Source organism: Paenibacillus hemerocallicola (assembly GCF_006265175.1).
Taxonomy (GTDB): domain Bacteria; phylum Bacillota; class Bacilli; order Paenibacillales; family NBRC-103111; genus Paenibacillus_AB; species Paenibacillus_AB hemerocallicola.
Map to the genome: position 1 here is coordinate 36875 of NZ_VDCQ01000022.1, position 14800 is coordinate 51674.

Below are 14800 nucleotides of genomic sequence, written 5' to 3' on the forward strand. Positions count from 1 at the left end.
CAGCTTGTAAAGCTATATTCAGCTTCATTATCTTTCTCCCTGAGTATGTGAACTACAGCATTTACCGTCTCACAAGCCTATTGACTATGTTCATGTTCCTTATTGGTGTGCTTTGGGTTATCGGTATTTTGATCTATATATTTATTCGCTATAAGAAAACTCAATCTTACCTCACAACTATTATTAGATTTGTCATTTTTTCATTAATTTTGTCTTTCTGTCCCATTATTTTCTTGTCCTTCATTCCAAGTCTGATTTACGGTGCGGCCCCAGTGTCCTCCCATTACTCAAGCTGGTTTGTGCTCATTTTTCCACTAGCATTTGCATACTTGATTATTACAAAACAACTGTATGATATTGATGTTGTACTACGACGAATATTGTTCACTGTTATTATGGCTTTGGCGCCGACATTACTTGTTACTTTACTTGATATCATCTTCTTTTATAATGACTATTCTTTCAAAAAAATTTTAATGTTGTTCTTCACAATTTTAATCGCACTGACGTTCTTCCTCTACTCCATAGAACACATGTACACCCGCCTGGAACGGTTCATGTTCCCGCGGAAGCACGTGCTTCAAGCCGCTCTGAAGCGCATATCAAAAGACCTCACCTCCACGTCCAGCTTCCGCGATCTGAAGGACCTGATCCTTCTTGACATCGTCAACACGCTGCAGGTGTACGGAGGCGCGATCGTCTTCAAATACCGCGACAGCATGGAGACCATCCGGGAAGGCGAAATCGACCAAGCCGCGATCGAGCAATTGGTCAGCAACGATACCCCCGAGGAGCACCCGGAGCTGATGTGCTTCGAAATCAACCGGCACGAGGAATATACAAGCTACTTGATCATGACGCGCAAAAAGTCGAACACGCGGCTCGGACTGGAGGAGGTGCAGTGGCTGAACCTGATTATTTCCTATTTGGCCGTTAGCCTCGAGAACGTGTATTTGATCCGCAAGCTGACGGACAAGCTGAACCGTCTCGCCTCCCAATTGCCCGACGAGCAGGAGGCTCAGGATTTCAACTGGTTCCGCAAGCTCACCTTCGAGCTTCAGGAGCGCGAACGGGTCCGGATCGCGACCGATCTTCACGACACGACGATGCAGGATTTATTTTTCCTGAAACGCAAGCTGGCGGCAATCGGCGAGAAATATCCTCTCCCTGCCGATGCGAAGGAAAGCATCGGCAGCCTGATCGAATATGTGGAAATTATCAATGTGAATTTGCGGCAAAGCTGCTTCGACCTGCACCCGTATTTGCTGCAGGAGATCGGGCTCGTGAGAACGATCGAGAAAATTATCGAGCGCGAATCGTACTCTTGCCCATTCCAAATCCGATTTGATGCGGTTGGCGCAAACGCGATAGAAAGGAAAGATTTGGAGACAAAACGACATTTATTCCGAATCGTGCAGGAATTGTTAAACAATGCGAAGAAACATTCTGAAGCGACTCTCGTTAGCATTCGGCTGACGTCAAGCAACGGGAAGTTTTGGCTGCATTATCGGGACGACGGCGTAGGCTTCGATCCGGATCGTCTTACCGCACCGGATGTAGGTACTTCCGGAGTCGGAATGGAGCAGCTGCGCAGCCGCATCCTGCATTTGCAAGGCCATCTGGAGCTGGATGCCGGTCGCGGTACAGGCGTCGATCTCCGCATCTCGTTTCCTATGAAAGAAGGGATGACCGCATGAAACGCAATATCCGAACGATCGTCGTAGACGACCACCCCGTAGTGGCCAGAGCTACAAAACATATTTTGGAGCAAGTCGAAGGCGTCGACGTCGTCGGCATCGCCGCGAATGGACAAGCCGGAATCGAGCTCGTCGAGGAGCACCAGCCCGACCTGCTGTTTCTCGATTACCATTTACCGGACCAATACGGCAGCCAAGTCGCCGAGAAGGCGAAACGGCGCAGCCCGAATACGCATATCGTCATCTTTACCGGCATCGACTTGGCCGATATGTACAACCATCTGATCGAGATCGGCGTCAGCGGCATCATTTCCAAAGAGTCGGGCGAAACGACAATTCAAAATTTGGTCCGCTGTATTTTGGACAACCATACGATGATTCCGATTCCGATCTACAGGCAAATGAGGATCACGAGCCGGCAAAAATCGGCCGATACGGAGTTTATCGACTTGTCCCCCGACGAAATTCAAATTATGACCCTGCTCGTCAAAGGAGTTACCCACGAGCAAATCGCCGATCAAATCCATGTGAGCAAACGGTCGGTCGACAATTATTTGAAAAAAATATATGACAAGCTCGACGTGACGAGCCGCATTCAAGCGATCGAGAAGTTCGTCAGAAGCCCGATGTACGTCGATTTGCAGGAGGAAATTTGATGATGGAGCCCGCCCTATTGCAAGAAATCGAGCAGACGATCGACCGGCTCGTGCCGGTGCCCGCCTTCAACTCGCTGCTCCGCACATTCGTCAAAGACAAGGCCGGGGAAGCGTCGCGTTGGGGCGAAACGACTCGGCACGCGCATTATATGTTCGGAGGCAATTCCCCGCACATAAACCGCATCGCGGCATTGACCGAGCTGATCGTGCTGGCGCTCGATATCGCCGATGATTTGCAGGATCAGGATAATGCCGAGAAAAGCTGGATGCAGTGCCCGCCGGAGCTGTCGTTGAACGCGGTAATGGGGCTGCTGATGGGAACGATCGGCGAATTGGGCCGGCTGCAAGCGGAGCATCCGGAAGAAACGTTTCCCGACCCGGGAGAAGCCGCGCTTATCGTGATGAACGCCGTAAACGGTCAATACCGCGATCTGACCAACGATATCGTCACCGAACAGGACTATATCGCCGTCGTCCAGCAGAAATCGTGCATGCTGCTTAAGCTCGCTTACTTCATGGGCTACGCTTCCGTGCAGCCGGTCCCTCCGGTTGCCGAGCAGATGGAGCTGCTGGCCGGTTACTTGGGCGTCGTCTCCCAACTCTCCAACGATCTGCGGGACGTGCTGCGATACGATATCAAGAACGATCTGCTGCATAAGAAACGTACGCTCCCCATCCTATTCCTGCTGGCCGACGAAGAAGAAGCGTTTCCGGTAATCCGTCAATACTATGACGGCGAAATCGACCGCAACGAATTTCTAAAGCACAAGCTGGCGAGCGTCGACTACATCCGCGAATCCGGTTGCGTGGAATACACGGAAGTAATCAAGACGCTGTTCCTGCAAAAAGCGGAAGAAACGATGGATGCCATTCCCGCCGCCGATCCCGCTTGGAAGGAACGTTTCCGCGAACTAGTCATAGGCCCGAAGCAGCCTGACGCCGAGACGTCCGACGCTACTTCCTGATCTGTACAGAGGAGTGAATCGATATAGAACGGACACCGACACTAAAAGTCACGGCTTACATTACGGCGATGCGGGATGGAGAGCGTAAGCTGCTCGTGTTCGAAGAAGAAGGTTACGAGCACCTCGGGATGCAGGTTCCGGGCGGAACGGTCATGGAGCACGAATCGTTGGAGCAGGCGCTGCTCCGGGAAATCCGCGAGGAAGCCGGTATCGGCGAAGCCACCGTGAAAGCCTATTTGGGCGAATACTCTTACTTGTCCGAGAAACTGGGGCACGATCTGATCCGCCACTATTACTGGCTCGAGGCCGAACTTACGGACGATCGATTTACGCATGTGGTGGAAAGCGAGGATGAGGACAACGGCTGGATTTATCATTATCGTTGGACTTCGTTTGCCGGCACTCCGATTGTGCTGTATAGCCACCTGGGGCGGTATTTGGATAAGCTGCGGGAGCTTCATGACACCGCTTGACCGGTTTGTTGACAAAATACCCGAGCTTGCTAGCAACAAAGACCGTACTCGACTTGAGAGCACGGTCTTTTCCTATTCAGACTAATCCTTTTTCTTGAGAGCTTCTACTTGCTCCGACGTTAATCCCGTAGCCTCTATAATAGTCGGAATATCCATACCGAGTCCCAACATTCGACGAGCCACTTTCTCGATGCCTTGCTCAATTCCTTTCTCAATTCCTTGCTCAATTCCTTTCTCAATTCCTTGCTCAATCCCCTTCTCAATTCCTTGCTCAATTCCTTGCTCAATGCCTTGCTCAATCCCCTTCTCAATTCCTTGCTCGACGCCCTGCTCAAAGCCTTTCTGGATTCCGATCTTCATGTATTTGCGTTCCATATCGTATTCCAGATTCTCGAACATCTTCTCCAAATTCGAAATCATCACTCTCGCCTCCCTCGGCTCGGTGGGGGGCTTTCCCGTCGCTCCTCGTTCAAATCGTTGGCATCCCTTTCAGCGACTTGCTTTTCCTTTATAATAACCGATTTTCCGATTTCAAGGAACGTGCGTTCCCGTTTTTTTCTGCGATAGCATCATTCGCGTACAGAAATGCATGGGAAGGCGACAGCCTTTGCCAGCGTCTTGCGAGAACCTTGAATCCAACAAATAACGGAACTGAAGTACGCTATTGACCTGAGTACTCGTGTTGGTAGCAAAATAACGGAAAACCGTTCCTCTATTCCGCTGTCATCCATCATTTTCACCCAGAAAGATCAAGATAACGGTTGTCTGTTCCGTTATTTACAAGAGTATAACGGAATTCGGTACCATAACGGAATATAGTTCCTCTACTGACTTCAACACATGGCACCCGCTTCATCAAGATACCTCCAGGTGAACGCGGATCATGCTGTCGTGGTTTTTTTCCTGGAAATTCAATATATCCGCATCACGGAAGCCGCCGGCTCGTGCTTGCTCTCCCTGTACTCGGTCGGCGTGCCGCCCACGACCCGCTTGAACACTTTGGCGAAGTAGCCGGGGGTATCAAAACCGGTTAGTCGGGCAATATCGGCGACGGGCAAAGATGTCGTGGACAAAAGCGAGACCGCCTCCTCCATGCGCAGCTTGTTTAAATAAGCGATCGGGGACATTCCCAGCTTCAAATGAAATTGTTTGCAAAAATGGTATTTCGACAGCTGCTCGCTGTCCGCAATGTCTTGAAGCGTAATCGGCCGGTGAAGGTGCTCCTTCATAAATAACACGGCATTCGGAAAAATTTCGGCATCGGCCGACGTATCGGGCTTGCTCGGTCTCACGACGTGGTCCCAAGCGTTCACCAGCCATTCGTAGATGCGGACCGATTGCTCGACCGAGCCGCTCAGCCTCGCTCCCTTCACATCGCCGTACAACTGGAGCAGTAGCCGGATCGCCGCCGATTCCTTCTCGAACGGAAGGATATGTCCGAGCCCGCACATTTGGTTCCAATACGTCACCGCCAGCCGACCGTCGAACCGAATCCATAGCACCTCCCACGGCTTCGTGCCGGAAGTGTCGTAATAGTAGCGATGCTCCCCCGGTATTTCGACCAGAAACGCATGTCCTTTCGGAACGGCATGCACGCCGCCTTCGATCTCCAAATAGCCTGTACCGGCAAGGGAATATTGAAAAAGCATGCCCCGGTTGTTGGCCCGCTTCTGTCCGTGAAAATCGTACCCGGCTTCCGTTATCCGCTGATAGCCGATCGTATATATGCGCAGCAGCTCATCGGCCGGCTCGGTATATCTAAATCCGTAAGAGGATAGCACAATATTTTACCCCTCATTCGACGAAATATCGTTCTCTTGTATAAATATGGCGCATTTCATACACTTGCAGTATTCAGAACTATAACAATATTTTATCATGAATGGTGGGATTTCGATATGAAGCCTGAAGCCGCCACGGCTTGTTATGCGGATGTCCGCGATGGAATATTGACGATCGGAAACTCGCGTATCGAGCGCAAATGGACCCTCGATTCCGCAGGGGTAGTTCCCTTATCCGTATTGGATCGTCAACGGAATACCGAATGGCTTGAACAGAAAGCCGCAAGCACAGCCCCTGCTTTCCGGCATCCGGCGATAACGAAATTTGCGGATTACGAGGTTCGACAGCAGCCCGATAACGATAATGGCCGCGCTCCCGATCATTTGCTCGTACATGTAACGGCCGTGTCCGGAAGCTTCGACATGTGCTGGAGCCTCCGCATCTATCCCGACGTCCCTTTGATCCGACAAACCGTGTTCATCAGAAAGTCCGACCAATCGAGCGTTACGGACAGCGGCGGGGAACCATTGTCGATAGAGTATTTGAACAAGGATCTGTACAACAACGGAGCTACGGAGCGCAATGCCCCTAAACCGGTCTCGCCAACCGACTATATGGACTTCCTTGCGATCGCTCCCTTGCATTGCCGTTGGGAAGCCATCCAGCTGCACGACGTGACCGATACGAACAACAATCTCGTGACCGTAAAGGAAGGACTGCTCTACACGGACAAAGCCCTTCACCCGCTGTCGGGCAATTATTTATCGCTCCGCAACAATGTGACGAAAGACGGACTGCTGCTCGTCAAAGAAAGCCCGACTTCCTTCGGACAGCTGCTGGCCGCATCCGACGATTTCTGCGTGTCGGGGAGACGGTTATGGGTGACAGGCTCCGGCGTATCCGAACAAGACCTGCAGAGCGGCGAATGGGTGGAATGCTACGGCTCCGCCGTCGGCATCTATCACGGTGACGAGCTGGAACGGCTCCGCCTGATCCGGCATTATCATGCATGTTTGCAATCGTACAGTACGGACGGCGATTGTTACATCATGAGCAACACCTGGGGAGACCGATCCCGCGACGGCCGCATCACGGAATCGTTTATTTTGCGGGAACTGGAGCAAGCCTCCCGGCTCGGCATCACTCATGTCCAGATCGACGACGGCTGGCAGAAGGGAGCAACCTCGAATTCGATCATTGCCGGAGGTACGTGGGCAGACTACTACTCGAAGCATGCGGATTTCTGGGACGTCCATCCCGAACGGTTTCCGAACGGGCTGGCTCCCGTCGTGCAGCGCGCCGAGCAGTTGAATATCCGGCTCGGTCTATGGTTTTCGCCGGATTCCAATGACGACTTCGCGCATTGGGAGAAAGACGTCGAGGTTTTATATCGATTGTGGAACGATTACGGGGTGCGGTATTTCAAGCTGGACGGCATCTCCATCCGGAACAAGCTTGGGGAGTCCCGGTTTTTGCGTATTTTGAGCGAGACGGCCAATCGGACTTCCGGCAACATTTATTTCAATCTCGATACGACGAACGGCAAACGGCTTGGGTACTTGTACCATACGTCGGGCGGCAATCTGTTTCTGGAAAACCGCTACACCGATTTCAACAGCTACTACCCGCATTGGACGCTGCGCAATATTTGGATGCTGTCCCCCTATGTACCCGCGGGTAAGCTGCAGATGGAATTTCTGAATACGGAACGGAATACGGCGATTTATAAGGACGACCCGCTATCGCCTTCCATGTGCGGGATCGGGTATTCGTTCGCCGTCACGATGTTCGCGAGTCCGCTGGCATGGATGGAGCTGTCCGGTTTGTCCGATCAGCAGGTAGAGACGCTTAAGCCGCTTATCGCACTATTCAATCGCATCAAATCGGAAACGGGTCATGGGCATGTGCTGCCCATCGGCGAGCAGCCGAGCGGTACGGGCTGGACCGGCCTGCAATGCATGACGGGCGACAAGGAAGGCTACTTGCTCGCATTCCGGGAGTATACCCGCGAAGATACGGGCACGTTCCGATTGTGGGGAAGCCGTTCTGCCTCCACCCGGCTGGAGTGTCTGGTGCGCTCGGAAGGGCGACAGCAGATGGCGTTCCCGGGTACAATCGAACGGACGGCTCCATCTTCGACCGGGGAAATCCGGATCACGCTTACCCAGCCTCTAAGCTTTGCTTTGTACCGCTATAGCGGGAATGAATGATCGAGAATGACGAAAAGTGAGGCAAACCGGGGAAGCGTATCCGTCCGCATCGCGGCGGTCAGCCGCATAAGCGAACTGCTTCCCCGGAAGCTTCATGCTTTGTCATCCATCTCCATGGAACATGGCAACCATCCATACATCGACCAGCACTTTCGCCGAAACGTACTGGAATCGATGCGAATGCCGGGATACGCCTTGTGAAACTCCGCGACCAGCGTCTTCTAAGGAATTCAGTTCCGGATTAAACGATTGAACCGCGTTTACCCCACGGCTTGTAGACGGATAGCGCAAACATCCCGGCGAGGGAAACGAGCTGGCATACGATACCGGTAACCAAATAGAGCCGATTCGCCAAAAATTCCGGGTTGTGCAGCGCATCCCATCCGGCCTCGCCCGCCAAGTCCGCCGCCTTGAGCGACCACACGTAAATGCCGATCATTCCGATCCCGATCGCAACGACCGTCAGAAGCTCTTTGGCAATGATCCAGTAATATTTCAGCAGCCCCCAATGCGTAAGGACGGACAACAGCACTCCGGTCACGACGGTGCCGATTGTCGAGGCGCGCACCGATGACCCGGCGAGGACGAGCATGACCGCATAACATGCTTGGAAAACTTCGGGATCGTCGGTCGTTGCCGCCGCTATGCTCAGAACGAGGAAGGTCACCATCACGCCGAGCATAATTGACGCGAACAAAATGTGGGCGGTGAGCAGCGCCTTTTTTTGATTTATTGTGATTTTTTTCACATAATACCCTCCTTTCAGGCTGCATCCGGATAGACCTGGATCGCCCACCGGATGCGGTGGCGCCGAACGGACCGAAGCGCGCTCAAACGTTAAACCGGTAGCCCACTCCCCAGATCGTCTCGATATATTGCGGTCTTGACGGATCGGCTTCGATCTTCTCGCGCAGCTTGCTGATATGCACGGTTACGGTGGCGATGTCTCCCAGCGAATCGAAGCCCCATATTTTCTGGAACAAATCGTCCTTGCTGAACACCCGGTTCGGATTCGCAACGAGGAAAAGAAGCAGGTCGTATTCCTTCGACGTAAAAGGCACTTCGGCTTCGTTCACGTACACCCGTCGGGACAGCTTGTCGATGCGGATGCCGCGGATCCGGATCTCGTCGGGCTTGCGCTCTCCGCTGCCCACCAGCCGTTCATAGCGGGCAAGATGCGCCTTGACCCGCGCCACCAGCTCCCCCAGACTGAACGGCTTCATAATATAATCGTCCGCACCGAGCCCGAGACCGCGGATTTTATCGACCTCCTCTTTTTTGGCCGATACGATCAGGATCGGGATGTTGGTCGCTTGACGGACTTGCCTGCATATTTCGAAGCCGTCGGTTTTGGGCAGCATGAGATCGAGAATAATCAGATCGTAGCCGCCGTTCAGCGCCAGCTCCAGACCGATGTCCCCGCTCACGGCCACCTCGGTCCGGAAGCCTCCCGCCTCCAAATAATCCCGCTGCACTTCGGATATGACCGGATCGTCCTCGATAATCAGTACGCGTTTCATTCCCGTTCCCCTCCCGCCCCTGCGGATGCCGATTTCGGCAGCGTATATAAGATGCTCGTTCCTTCTCCCACGGCGCTCTCCGCCCAGACGCGGCCGCCATGTTCCTCTACGATCTGCTTCACGATAGCGAGACCGAGACCGCTGCCGCCTCCACTGCCGCTTCTCGACTGGTCCGCACGGTAAAACCGGTCGAATACGTGCGGCAATGCTTCGGGCGCTATTCCCGCTCCGTTGTCCCGAATGCGCACGACCGCTTCGTCCGGCGTCTCGGACAGCACGATATCGAGCCGCTTCGGCTCCTTGTCCATATATTTGATGCTGTTATCGACGATGTTTTGGATGACGCGGTGGAGCTTCTCCCGGTCCGCCTGCACATAAACGTTCCGCATGCTTTGCCGCTCGTAAGAGATCGTTATATCCGCGTTCTTCGGCTGCAGACGCAGCTCCTCCTCGTGATCGCCCAAATACGAGGCCAGCTCCAGCCTCTCGAAATGAAAGGGCACCCGCTTCAAGTCGAGCTTCGAGAACAGGAACAGCTCGTCGATCTCGCGATCCATATCCTCGGCTTTCCTGCCGATCATGCGAAGATAGCTTTCCCGCTTCGCCGGCGTATCCGCGATGCCGTCCAGAAGGCCTTCCACACAGCCTTTGATCGCCGTAATCGGCGTCTTCAGATCGTGGGAGATGTTGGACAGCAGCTCCTTGCGGTTTTCCTCGTATTGCAGCTGCAGCCCGATCGATTGCTTCAGACGGACGCGCATCTCCTCGAAAGCCGCCCCGACCTCGCCGAACTCGTCCTTGCGCCCGAGCGCCAGCCCCTGATCGAGATTGCCTTCCTTGATTTGCTCGGCCGCTCCTTTAAGCGCATACAGCGGCTTGATGAAGCTCCGCGAGACGAGTATCGTCAGCGCGCCGTTCGTCAGACACAGGATGAGCAGCAGCACCCCAGCCACCAGGGGCATCACCTTCGGAAAGAAACGGGCGATCGGGCTCATGTCCGTCACGAAATAGGCGCCGCCGCCGCTCCCGTCCGGATAAGCGAAATCCAGCCGTTCTATCGAATATCGGCGTTCTCCGCTCTGCAGGTGGGGGGCATCCCCGTGGCGCGACTCCGATTTCCCGCGCTCCCTCTCGAACGATTCCAGCTTCCCGATATCCAAGTCCCTTACGTAAGCGGAGATGAAGGACGGCTCCCCGTTCTTGGTCATGAAAATACCCGCCTTCGTATCGGTCAGCCTTGTGCCCACCTCATTCAAGAAGGCTTCGTCGGTCAGCCTTTCCGAATCGTACTTGACCATAAACCGGATGCCGGCGAACAGCTCGCTGCGCCGCTCGAATATGTCCCGGACCGCGACGATCTGTTTCCGGCTTGCCCCGTCTCCCCCGTAATACCCCGTGATGGACGAAATATCCCGTTTAAACAGGCCGTACAGCAGCATGCTGCAAATGAAAAACAAGACGAGCGGGATCAGCACCATGCCGAAATTGGACAACAGCAGTTTTTTGCGGATCGACATAAGCATTTCTCCCGTTCGTCATTTTCTGGACCACTTCACTTTTGGAGTTATTCCGGGGGCAGGCTCCCCCAAAAGTATTCAGACTACACTTCGAAGGCATACTTCACTTTTGGGGGATTAAAACGATTTCTTCTCGAACAAATACCAGCCTGCCGTATAGCTTATCATACAACTTGCCAGCAGGAAAACGAATACCTGGAGCAGCTTGCCTGCCCCCGCCGCATCTCCGACCCACAGCGTATGCCAGTCCGCGTATGCCAGGAAAGACCAGACCCCCGCTTCCGGGAAAAAGAACGGCAGCAGCTTAGCCGCCACATATAGGAACACGCACAGAGCGAGCGTGCCTACGCCGCTGCGCAGCCATTGCGCGACAAACGAGGCTGCGATGCCGATCGACGACATGGCCACGAATGCCGCCGCATAAGCTATTGCGGAGTCCGCGAGCCCGGACAGCGTCGTGCCGGAATCCAGAATGAGACCGGCTGCAATCGAGACAAGCCATACGACGGCGAGCAGGACCGCCAAATAGCCGAGCAGCGCCAGCACCTTGGAAGCGAACGCTTTGGCTCGCGACACGGGCCGCAGCAACACCAGCTTGATCGTCCTGGCGGCATATTCGCCGGAAAACGATTCCGCCGCGGCCATGAACAGAAACAGCGGCAGCCATACGACCGTGAAAAGACCGAGCATGAGCTGCGGAAAATCGCGGCCCAGCGCGATGCCGATGCCCGACTCCAGATTGCCGAGCATTACGGCGGCAAGCACCGGCACGAGCACAGTCAGTACGAGCGTCAGCTTCGTCTTCGTTTGGTAAAACAGCTTGGCCGTCTCATTCAATGTGTTGGCATACAGCGTGTACCGGTTAGACATCGGCTCCTCCCTCCCCTCTGGCTTTGCGAATTTCCGACAAATACGTCCGCTCCAAGCTTTCTTCCCCCGTCAACTCGCCGATTCCACCTTCCCGGATGAAGGCGCCGCCGTACATGAAGCCTATCCGGCTGCAAACCCTTTCCATCTCGTCAAGCTGATGGCTGGATATGAGAAACGCCGTGCCGTTCTGGGCGGAAAGGCGCAAAATAAGCTCCCTCAGCTCGACCGCGCCTTCGATATCGAGCCCGTTCGAAGGCTCGTCGAGAATGACCAGCTCCGGCTCGTTCAGAAGAGCGGCGGCGAGCGCCAGCCGCTGCTTCATGCCGAGCGAATACCCTCCCGCCTTTTCCCGTTTGTACGGAGTTAACCGGACCCATTCGAGCACCTCGTCTATGCGGGTCTTCGGCAGTTCGGGGTAAAGTCTTGCGGCCAGCTTCAAATTGTCGTAACCGCTCATGTAGTCGTAGGCATCGGCCGTTTCCACGATACAGCCCACCCGGCTCATCGCAGGCTCGAATTGTTCGGCCGCATCATGGCCGAACAAGGAGACGCTTCCGCTGTCCGCCTTGCATAGCCCCGAGATCATTTTCAGCACGGTCGTCTTGCCGGAGCCGTTGGGGCCGAACAAACCGTATACGTCGCCGCGGCGAACCTCGAAGCTGATATTCCGCACGCCTCGACCATTGCGGTACCGTTTGGACAATTGGCGGACTTGCAGAATGGGTTCCATCTCCGGTCACTCCTTTCGTATCGGGTATCGCGCTTGCTTATCGACGGCCGCGCTCCTGCCCGTGCCCGAAACCGGCTTCGCGCTCGATCGCTTCCACCTTCTTGCCGGTCAAATCGATCGAGTCCGCTTTGGTTGCGTTAATGCCGGTCAAGTCGACCTCCGCACGGACGACGACGCTGTGCGGCGCTCCGGCCTCATCTTTGCCGGTGACGCGTATTTCCGCCGTTTTATTCTCGAAATAGTTGTTCGCGTCGATCGTCGCGTCGAGCTTGATCTCTTCGATCCGGACATCCTGCGTCAGCTTGGGCAAATCGGGCTTCATCTCCGACGTGAACAGCGCGTTTGCGTCGGCGGTCTTCCCTGCAGCCGCTTGCTCCCGATTTCCCCGGCCCGCTTTCCCGTCGTGTTCCCAATGTCCTCCGTCGGATACGCCGCCGATGACGAAGGAACCGATCGCATTGACCGCCACCGGAACTTGGTTGCCGCTCAGATGGAGCGATACGTGCTTGCTGCCGTCCGCATTCGTGTCGAGCTCTACTCTGTCCTTCAGATTCCCCACCAGCGCATCGAACACCCGCTCGACCCGCTCGGCAAAAGCGGGATCCATCTTATGGTCGGCATTCCGCTTCCAGTCGGGTCCGTTGCCCTCGCCATGCTCCGCTACCCGGTAAACGTCGCTATCGCTCGCCTTCAGAACGGCTTTGCCGTCCTGCAAATACACGTCCATGCCCCGCGATGCGCCGCCGGTGCTCAGCAGCACATTGGCGCTTGCCGCGCTATCCGCTTTTTTGAACGACGCTTCGACGCCCGCCAGCTTCGTTCCGTTGTCGGTCATGGCTACGTTCACGCTTCCGGCAATGCTGGCCACCGATTTCGTCTGCTTCAAAGCCGATTTCCATGCGTCGTATCCGGATGCCCCGGCCATCGCCGTCAAGCCGCTCACCGTCAGCAGAACGGCGCCTACACCCAGTCCCGCGCCCATTGCAATCCATTTATTGTTTTTCATATTGTTTCCCTCCCGACACTTTCTCTTGCATCTTTATATTAGCCGGGAGGTCTAAAGCCCTCGTAAAGGAAGTCTAAAAAAAGTATAAAATCGGTTTGATAGGGAGCGCTGCCTTCGGGTCCGGGAAAATCCCTTCATGCTCCACTCGTATCGCGCGGAAACGGTAGGCTAATAGGGATGGCAGCTGTAGGAGTTTTACTCCCCATAATTCGCACCGCGCGCAACCCCCAGCGCACGGTGTTTCGCTGCATGACGGCGATTGGTCGACGACATAATAGACCGATGCAGAGTCGAGAGGCTGAGAGGGCCTAGCGTTTTGCCGCCATAGGCTGCGAAATCGGGCTTACGGAACAAAAAGTTCCTCTATGCTCGTAAACGGACGGCTCAGACGGCCTTAGAGGAACGATTTTTTCCTTTATTGCATCCTGAAAGGCGATATTCGTCATGCTTTTGCCGAATAACGGAACTTATCGTTCCGTTTGACCTCCCGGGCACGCTTCCTTTGCAGCATAGAGGAACTTTTTGTTCCGCATCATCCCGAATTACGGACTGAAAGCTCAACTCCCGCTTGCAATCGTCGGATAAGCTTCTACCGATTCGGCAGGCTTATTCGATTCGCGCTCATACAAAAACTACTTCAGCATGATTCGCGTACCAAAGTGCATATTCCGAATGATCGGTGAAGACTAGCGGCCTTTGCCGGCGCTTGCGGGACCGCGAATCCGTCAACTAGCGGAACTGGCGTACGTTATTGTGTCCGAGTACCCATGTCGATCGCAAAATAACGGAAAACCGTGCCGCTATTCCGCTGTATACTCTCCATTTTCATCCGAAAGATCTAGATAACGGAAGCTTGTTCCTTTATCTTCAGGGGTGCAACGGAATACGGGACGATAGCGGAAGCCAGTTCCTCTATTTACGGCTACGTGTTGCAACCGAAGCGGGCAAGCATGCGCTTGTCGAGAAGCCGATCGACGTGACGCTGGAGAAGGCCGATCGGATGATCACAGCATTCCGCAAAGCGGGGAAAAAGCTGTCGGTCATTTCGCAGCACCGATTCGATCCGTCCGTCGTCTGGTAAAGCGGCAAATCGAGGCAGGCCGGTTCGGACGGCTTTTCCTCGGGACGGCGGCGGTCAACTGGTATTCGCGGGAAAGATTATTACGACAGCGCGAAGTGGCGGGGGACTTGGGCGCTGGATGGCGGCGGCGCGCTGATGAACCAGTCGATCCACACGATGATCTGCTGCAGTATTTGTTCGGACCGGTGTAAAAAACCGCACGAGACTTTTCGTCATCATGCGGTTCTTTTGCAGCTGTCGTTTGCCGAATCCAGTTCCGGCACGCAATGGCTTATGCTTTTCGTTCGGCCTAT

15 protein-coding genes are annotated in these 14800 nt (G+C 54.5%); 7 read left to right on the forward strand and 8 right to left on the reverse strand.

Annotated features, from left to right (window positions below; translation table 11 throughout):
* Positions 1 to 557: 557 nt before the first annotated feature.
* From FE784_RS40915 to FE784_RS16905, 4 genes are read left to right on the forward strand one after another with little or no spacing between them, the layout of a single operon-like run.
* A complete protein-coding gene (locus FE784_RS40915) occupies positions 558 to 1697 on the forward strand; it encodes a sensor histidine kinase (protein ID WP_176706289.1) in 1140 nt (379 codons plus the stop codon).
* Positions 1694 to 2353 (forward strand): response regulator transcription factor, encoded by a 660-nt coding sequence (locus tag FE784_RS16895; protein ID WP_139603402.1) that lies wholly within the window; start codon positions 1694 to 1696, stop codon positions 2351 to 2353. The genes FE784_RS40915 and FE784_RS16895 overlap by 4 nt, the downstream gene beginning before the upstream one ends.
* Positions 2353 to 3318 carry a polyprenyl synthetase family protein gene (locus FE784_RS16900; protein ID WP_139603403.1) on the forward strand — a complete coding sequence of 322 codons (966 nt, stop codon included), beginning with the start codon at positions 2353 to 2355 and terminating at the stop codon, positions 3316 to 3318. Before FE784_RS16895 ends, FE784_RS16900 begins: the two co-directional genes overlap by 1 nt.
* A gap of 59 nt (positions 3319 to 3377) precedes the next feature.
* The gene (locus tag FE784_RS16905; RefSeq protein ID WP_281287108.1) at positions 3378 to 3791 is read left to right on the forward strand and encodes an NUDIX domain-containing protein; all 414 of its coding nucleotides are present in this window, start codon (positions 3378 to 3380) and stop codon (positions 3789 to 3791) included.
* 81 nt (positions 3792 to 3872) lie between these two features.
* On the opposite strand, the gene FE784_RS16910 is transcribed toward FE784_RS16905, so the two are convergent.
* Positions 3873 to 4211, reverse strand: a complete 339-nt coding sequence (locus FE784_RS16910) for a FliH/SctL family protein (RefSeq protein ID WP_139603405.1) — start codon at positions 4209 to 4211, stop codon at positions 3873 to 3875.
* A gap of 491 nt (positions 4212 to 4702) precedes the next feature.
* Positions 4703 to 5572 (reverse strand): AraC family transcriptional regulator, encoded by an 870-nt coding sequence (locus FE784_RS16915; protein WP_139603406.1) that lies wholly within the window; start codon positions 5570 to 5572, stop codon positions 4703 to 4705.
* A gap of 117 nt (positions 5573 to 5689) precedes the next feature.
* On the opposite strand from FE784_RS16915, the gene FE784_RS16920 reads away from it, so the two are divergent.
* Both FE784_RS16920 and FE784_RS16925 read left to right on the forward strand, forming a co-directional pair.
* Positions 5690 to 7783 carry an alpha-amylase family protein gene (locus FE784_RS16920; RefSeq protein WP_139603407.1) on the forward strand — a complete coding sequence of 698 codons (2094 nt, stop codon included), beginning with the start codon at positions 5690 to 5692 and terminating at the stop codon, positions 7781 to 7783.
* A gap of 6 nt (positions 7784 to 7789) precedes the next feature.
* Complete coding sequence (locus tag FE784_RS16925; RefSeq protein ID WP_139603408.1) at positions 7790 to 7984, forward strand: hypothetical protein; 195 nt, start codon at positions 7790 to 7792, stop codon at positions 7982 to 7984.
* Positions 7985 to 8024: 40 nt separating this feature from the next.
* On the opposite strand, the gene FE784_RS16930 is transcribed toward FE784_RS16925, so the two are convergent.
* The 6 genes from FE784_RS16930 to FE784_RS16955 form a co-directional block, all read right to left on the reverse strand.
* Positions 8025 to 8531: a DUF2269 family protein gene (locus FE784_RS16930; protein WP_139603409.1), complete on the reverse strand. Its 507-nt coding sequence runs from the start codon at positions 8529 to 8531 to the stop codon at positions 8025 to 8027.
* An 82-nt stretch (positions 8532 to 8613) separates the two neighbouring features.
* A complete protein-coding gene (locus tag FE784_RS16935) occupies positions 8614 to 9303 on the reverse strand; it encodes a response regulator transcription factor (protein WP_139603410.1) in 690 nt (229 codons plus the stop codon).
* Positions 9300 to 10820, reverse strand: a complete 1521-nt coding sequence (locus FE784_RS16940; RefSeq protein ID WP_139603411.1) for a sensor histidine kinase — start codon at positions 10818 to 10820, stop codon at positions 9300 to 9302. Before FE784_RS16940 ends, FE784_RS16935 begins: the two co-directional genes overlap by 4 nt.
* Positions 10821 to 10937: 117 nt before the next feature.
* Complete coding sequence (locus FE784_RS16945; RefSeq protein WP_139603412.1) at positions 10938 to 11690, reverse strand: ABC transporter permease subunit; 753 nt, start codon at positions 11688 to 11690, stop codon at positions 10938 to 10940.
* On the reverse strand, positions 11683 to 12420 hold the full coding sequence (locus FE784_RS16950; protein ID WP_139603413.1) for an ABC transporter ATP-binding protein: 738 nt from the start codon (positions 12418 to 12420) through the stop codon (positions 11683 to 11685). The genes FE784_RS16945 and FE784_RS16950 overlap by 8 nt, the downstream gene beginning before the upstream one ends.
* Positions 12421 to 12457: 37 nt before the next feature.
* The gene (locus tag FE784_RS16955) at positions 12458 to 13426 is read right to left on the reverse strand and encodes a hypothetical protein (RefSeq protein ID WP_139603414.1); all 969 of its coding nucleotides are present in this window, start codon (positions 13424 to 13426) and stop codon (positions 12458 to 12460) included.
* A gap of 853 nt (positions 13427 to 14279) precedes the next feature.
* Here FE784_RS16955 and FE784_RS16960 point away from each other — a divergent pair.
* Positions 14280 to 14507 (forward strand): Gfo/Idh/MocA family oxidoreductase, encoded by a 228-nt coding sequence (locus FE784_RS16960; RefSeq protein WP_176706290.1) that lies wholly within the window; start codon positions 14280 to 14282, stop codon positions 14505 to 14507.
* Positions 14508 to 14800: the final 293 nt, after the last annotated feature.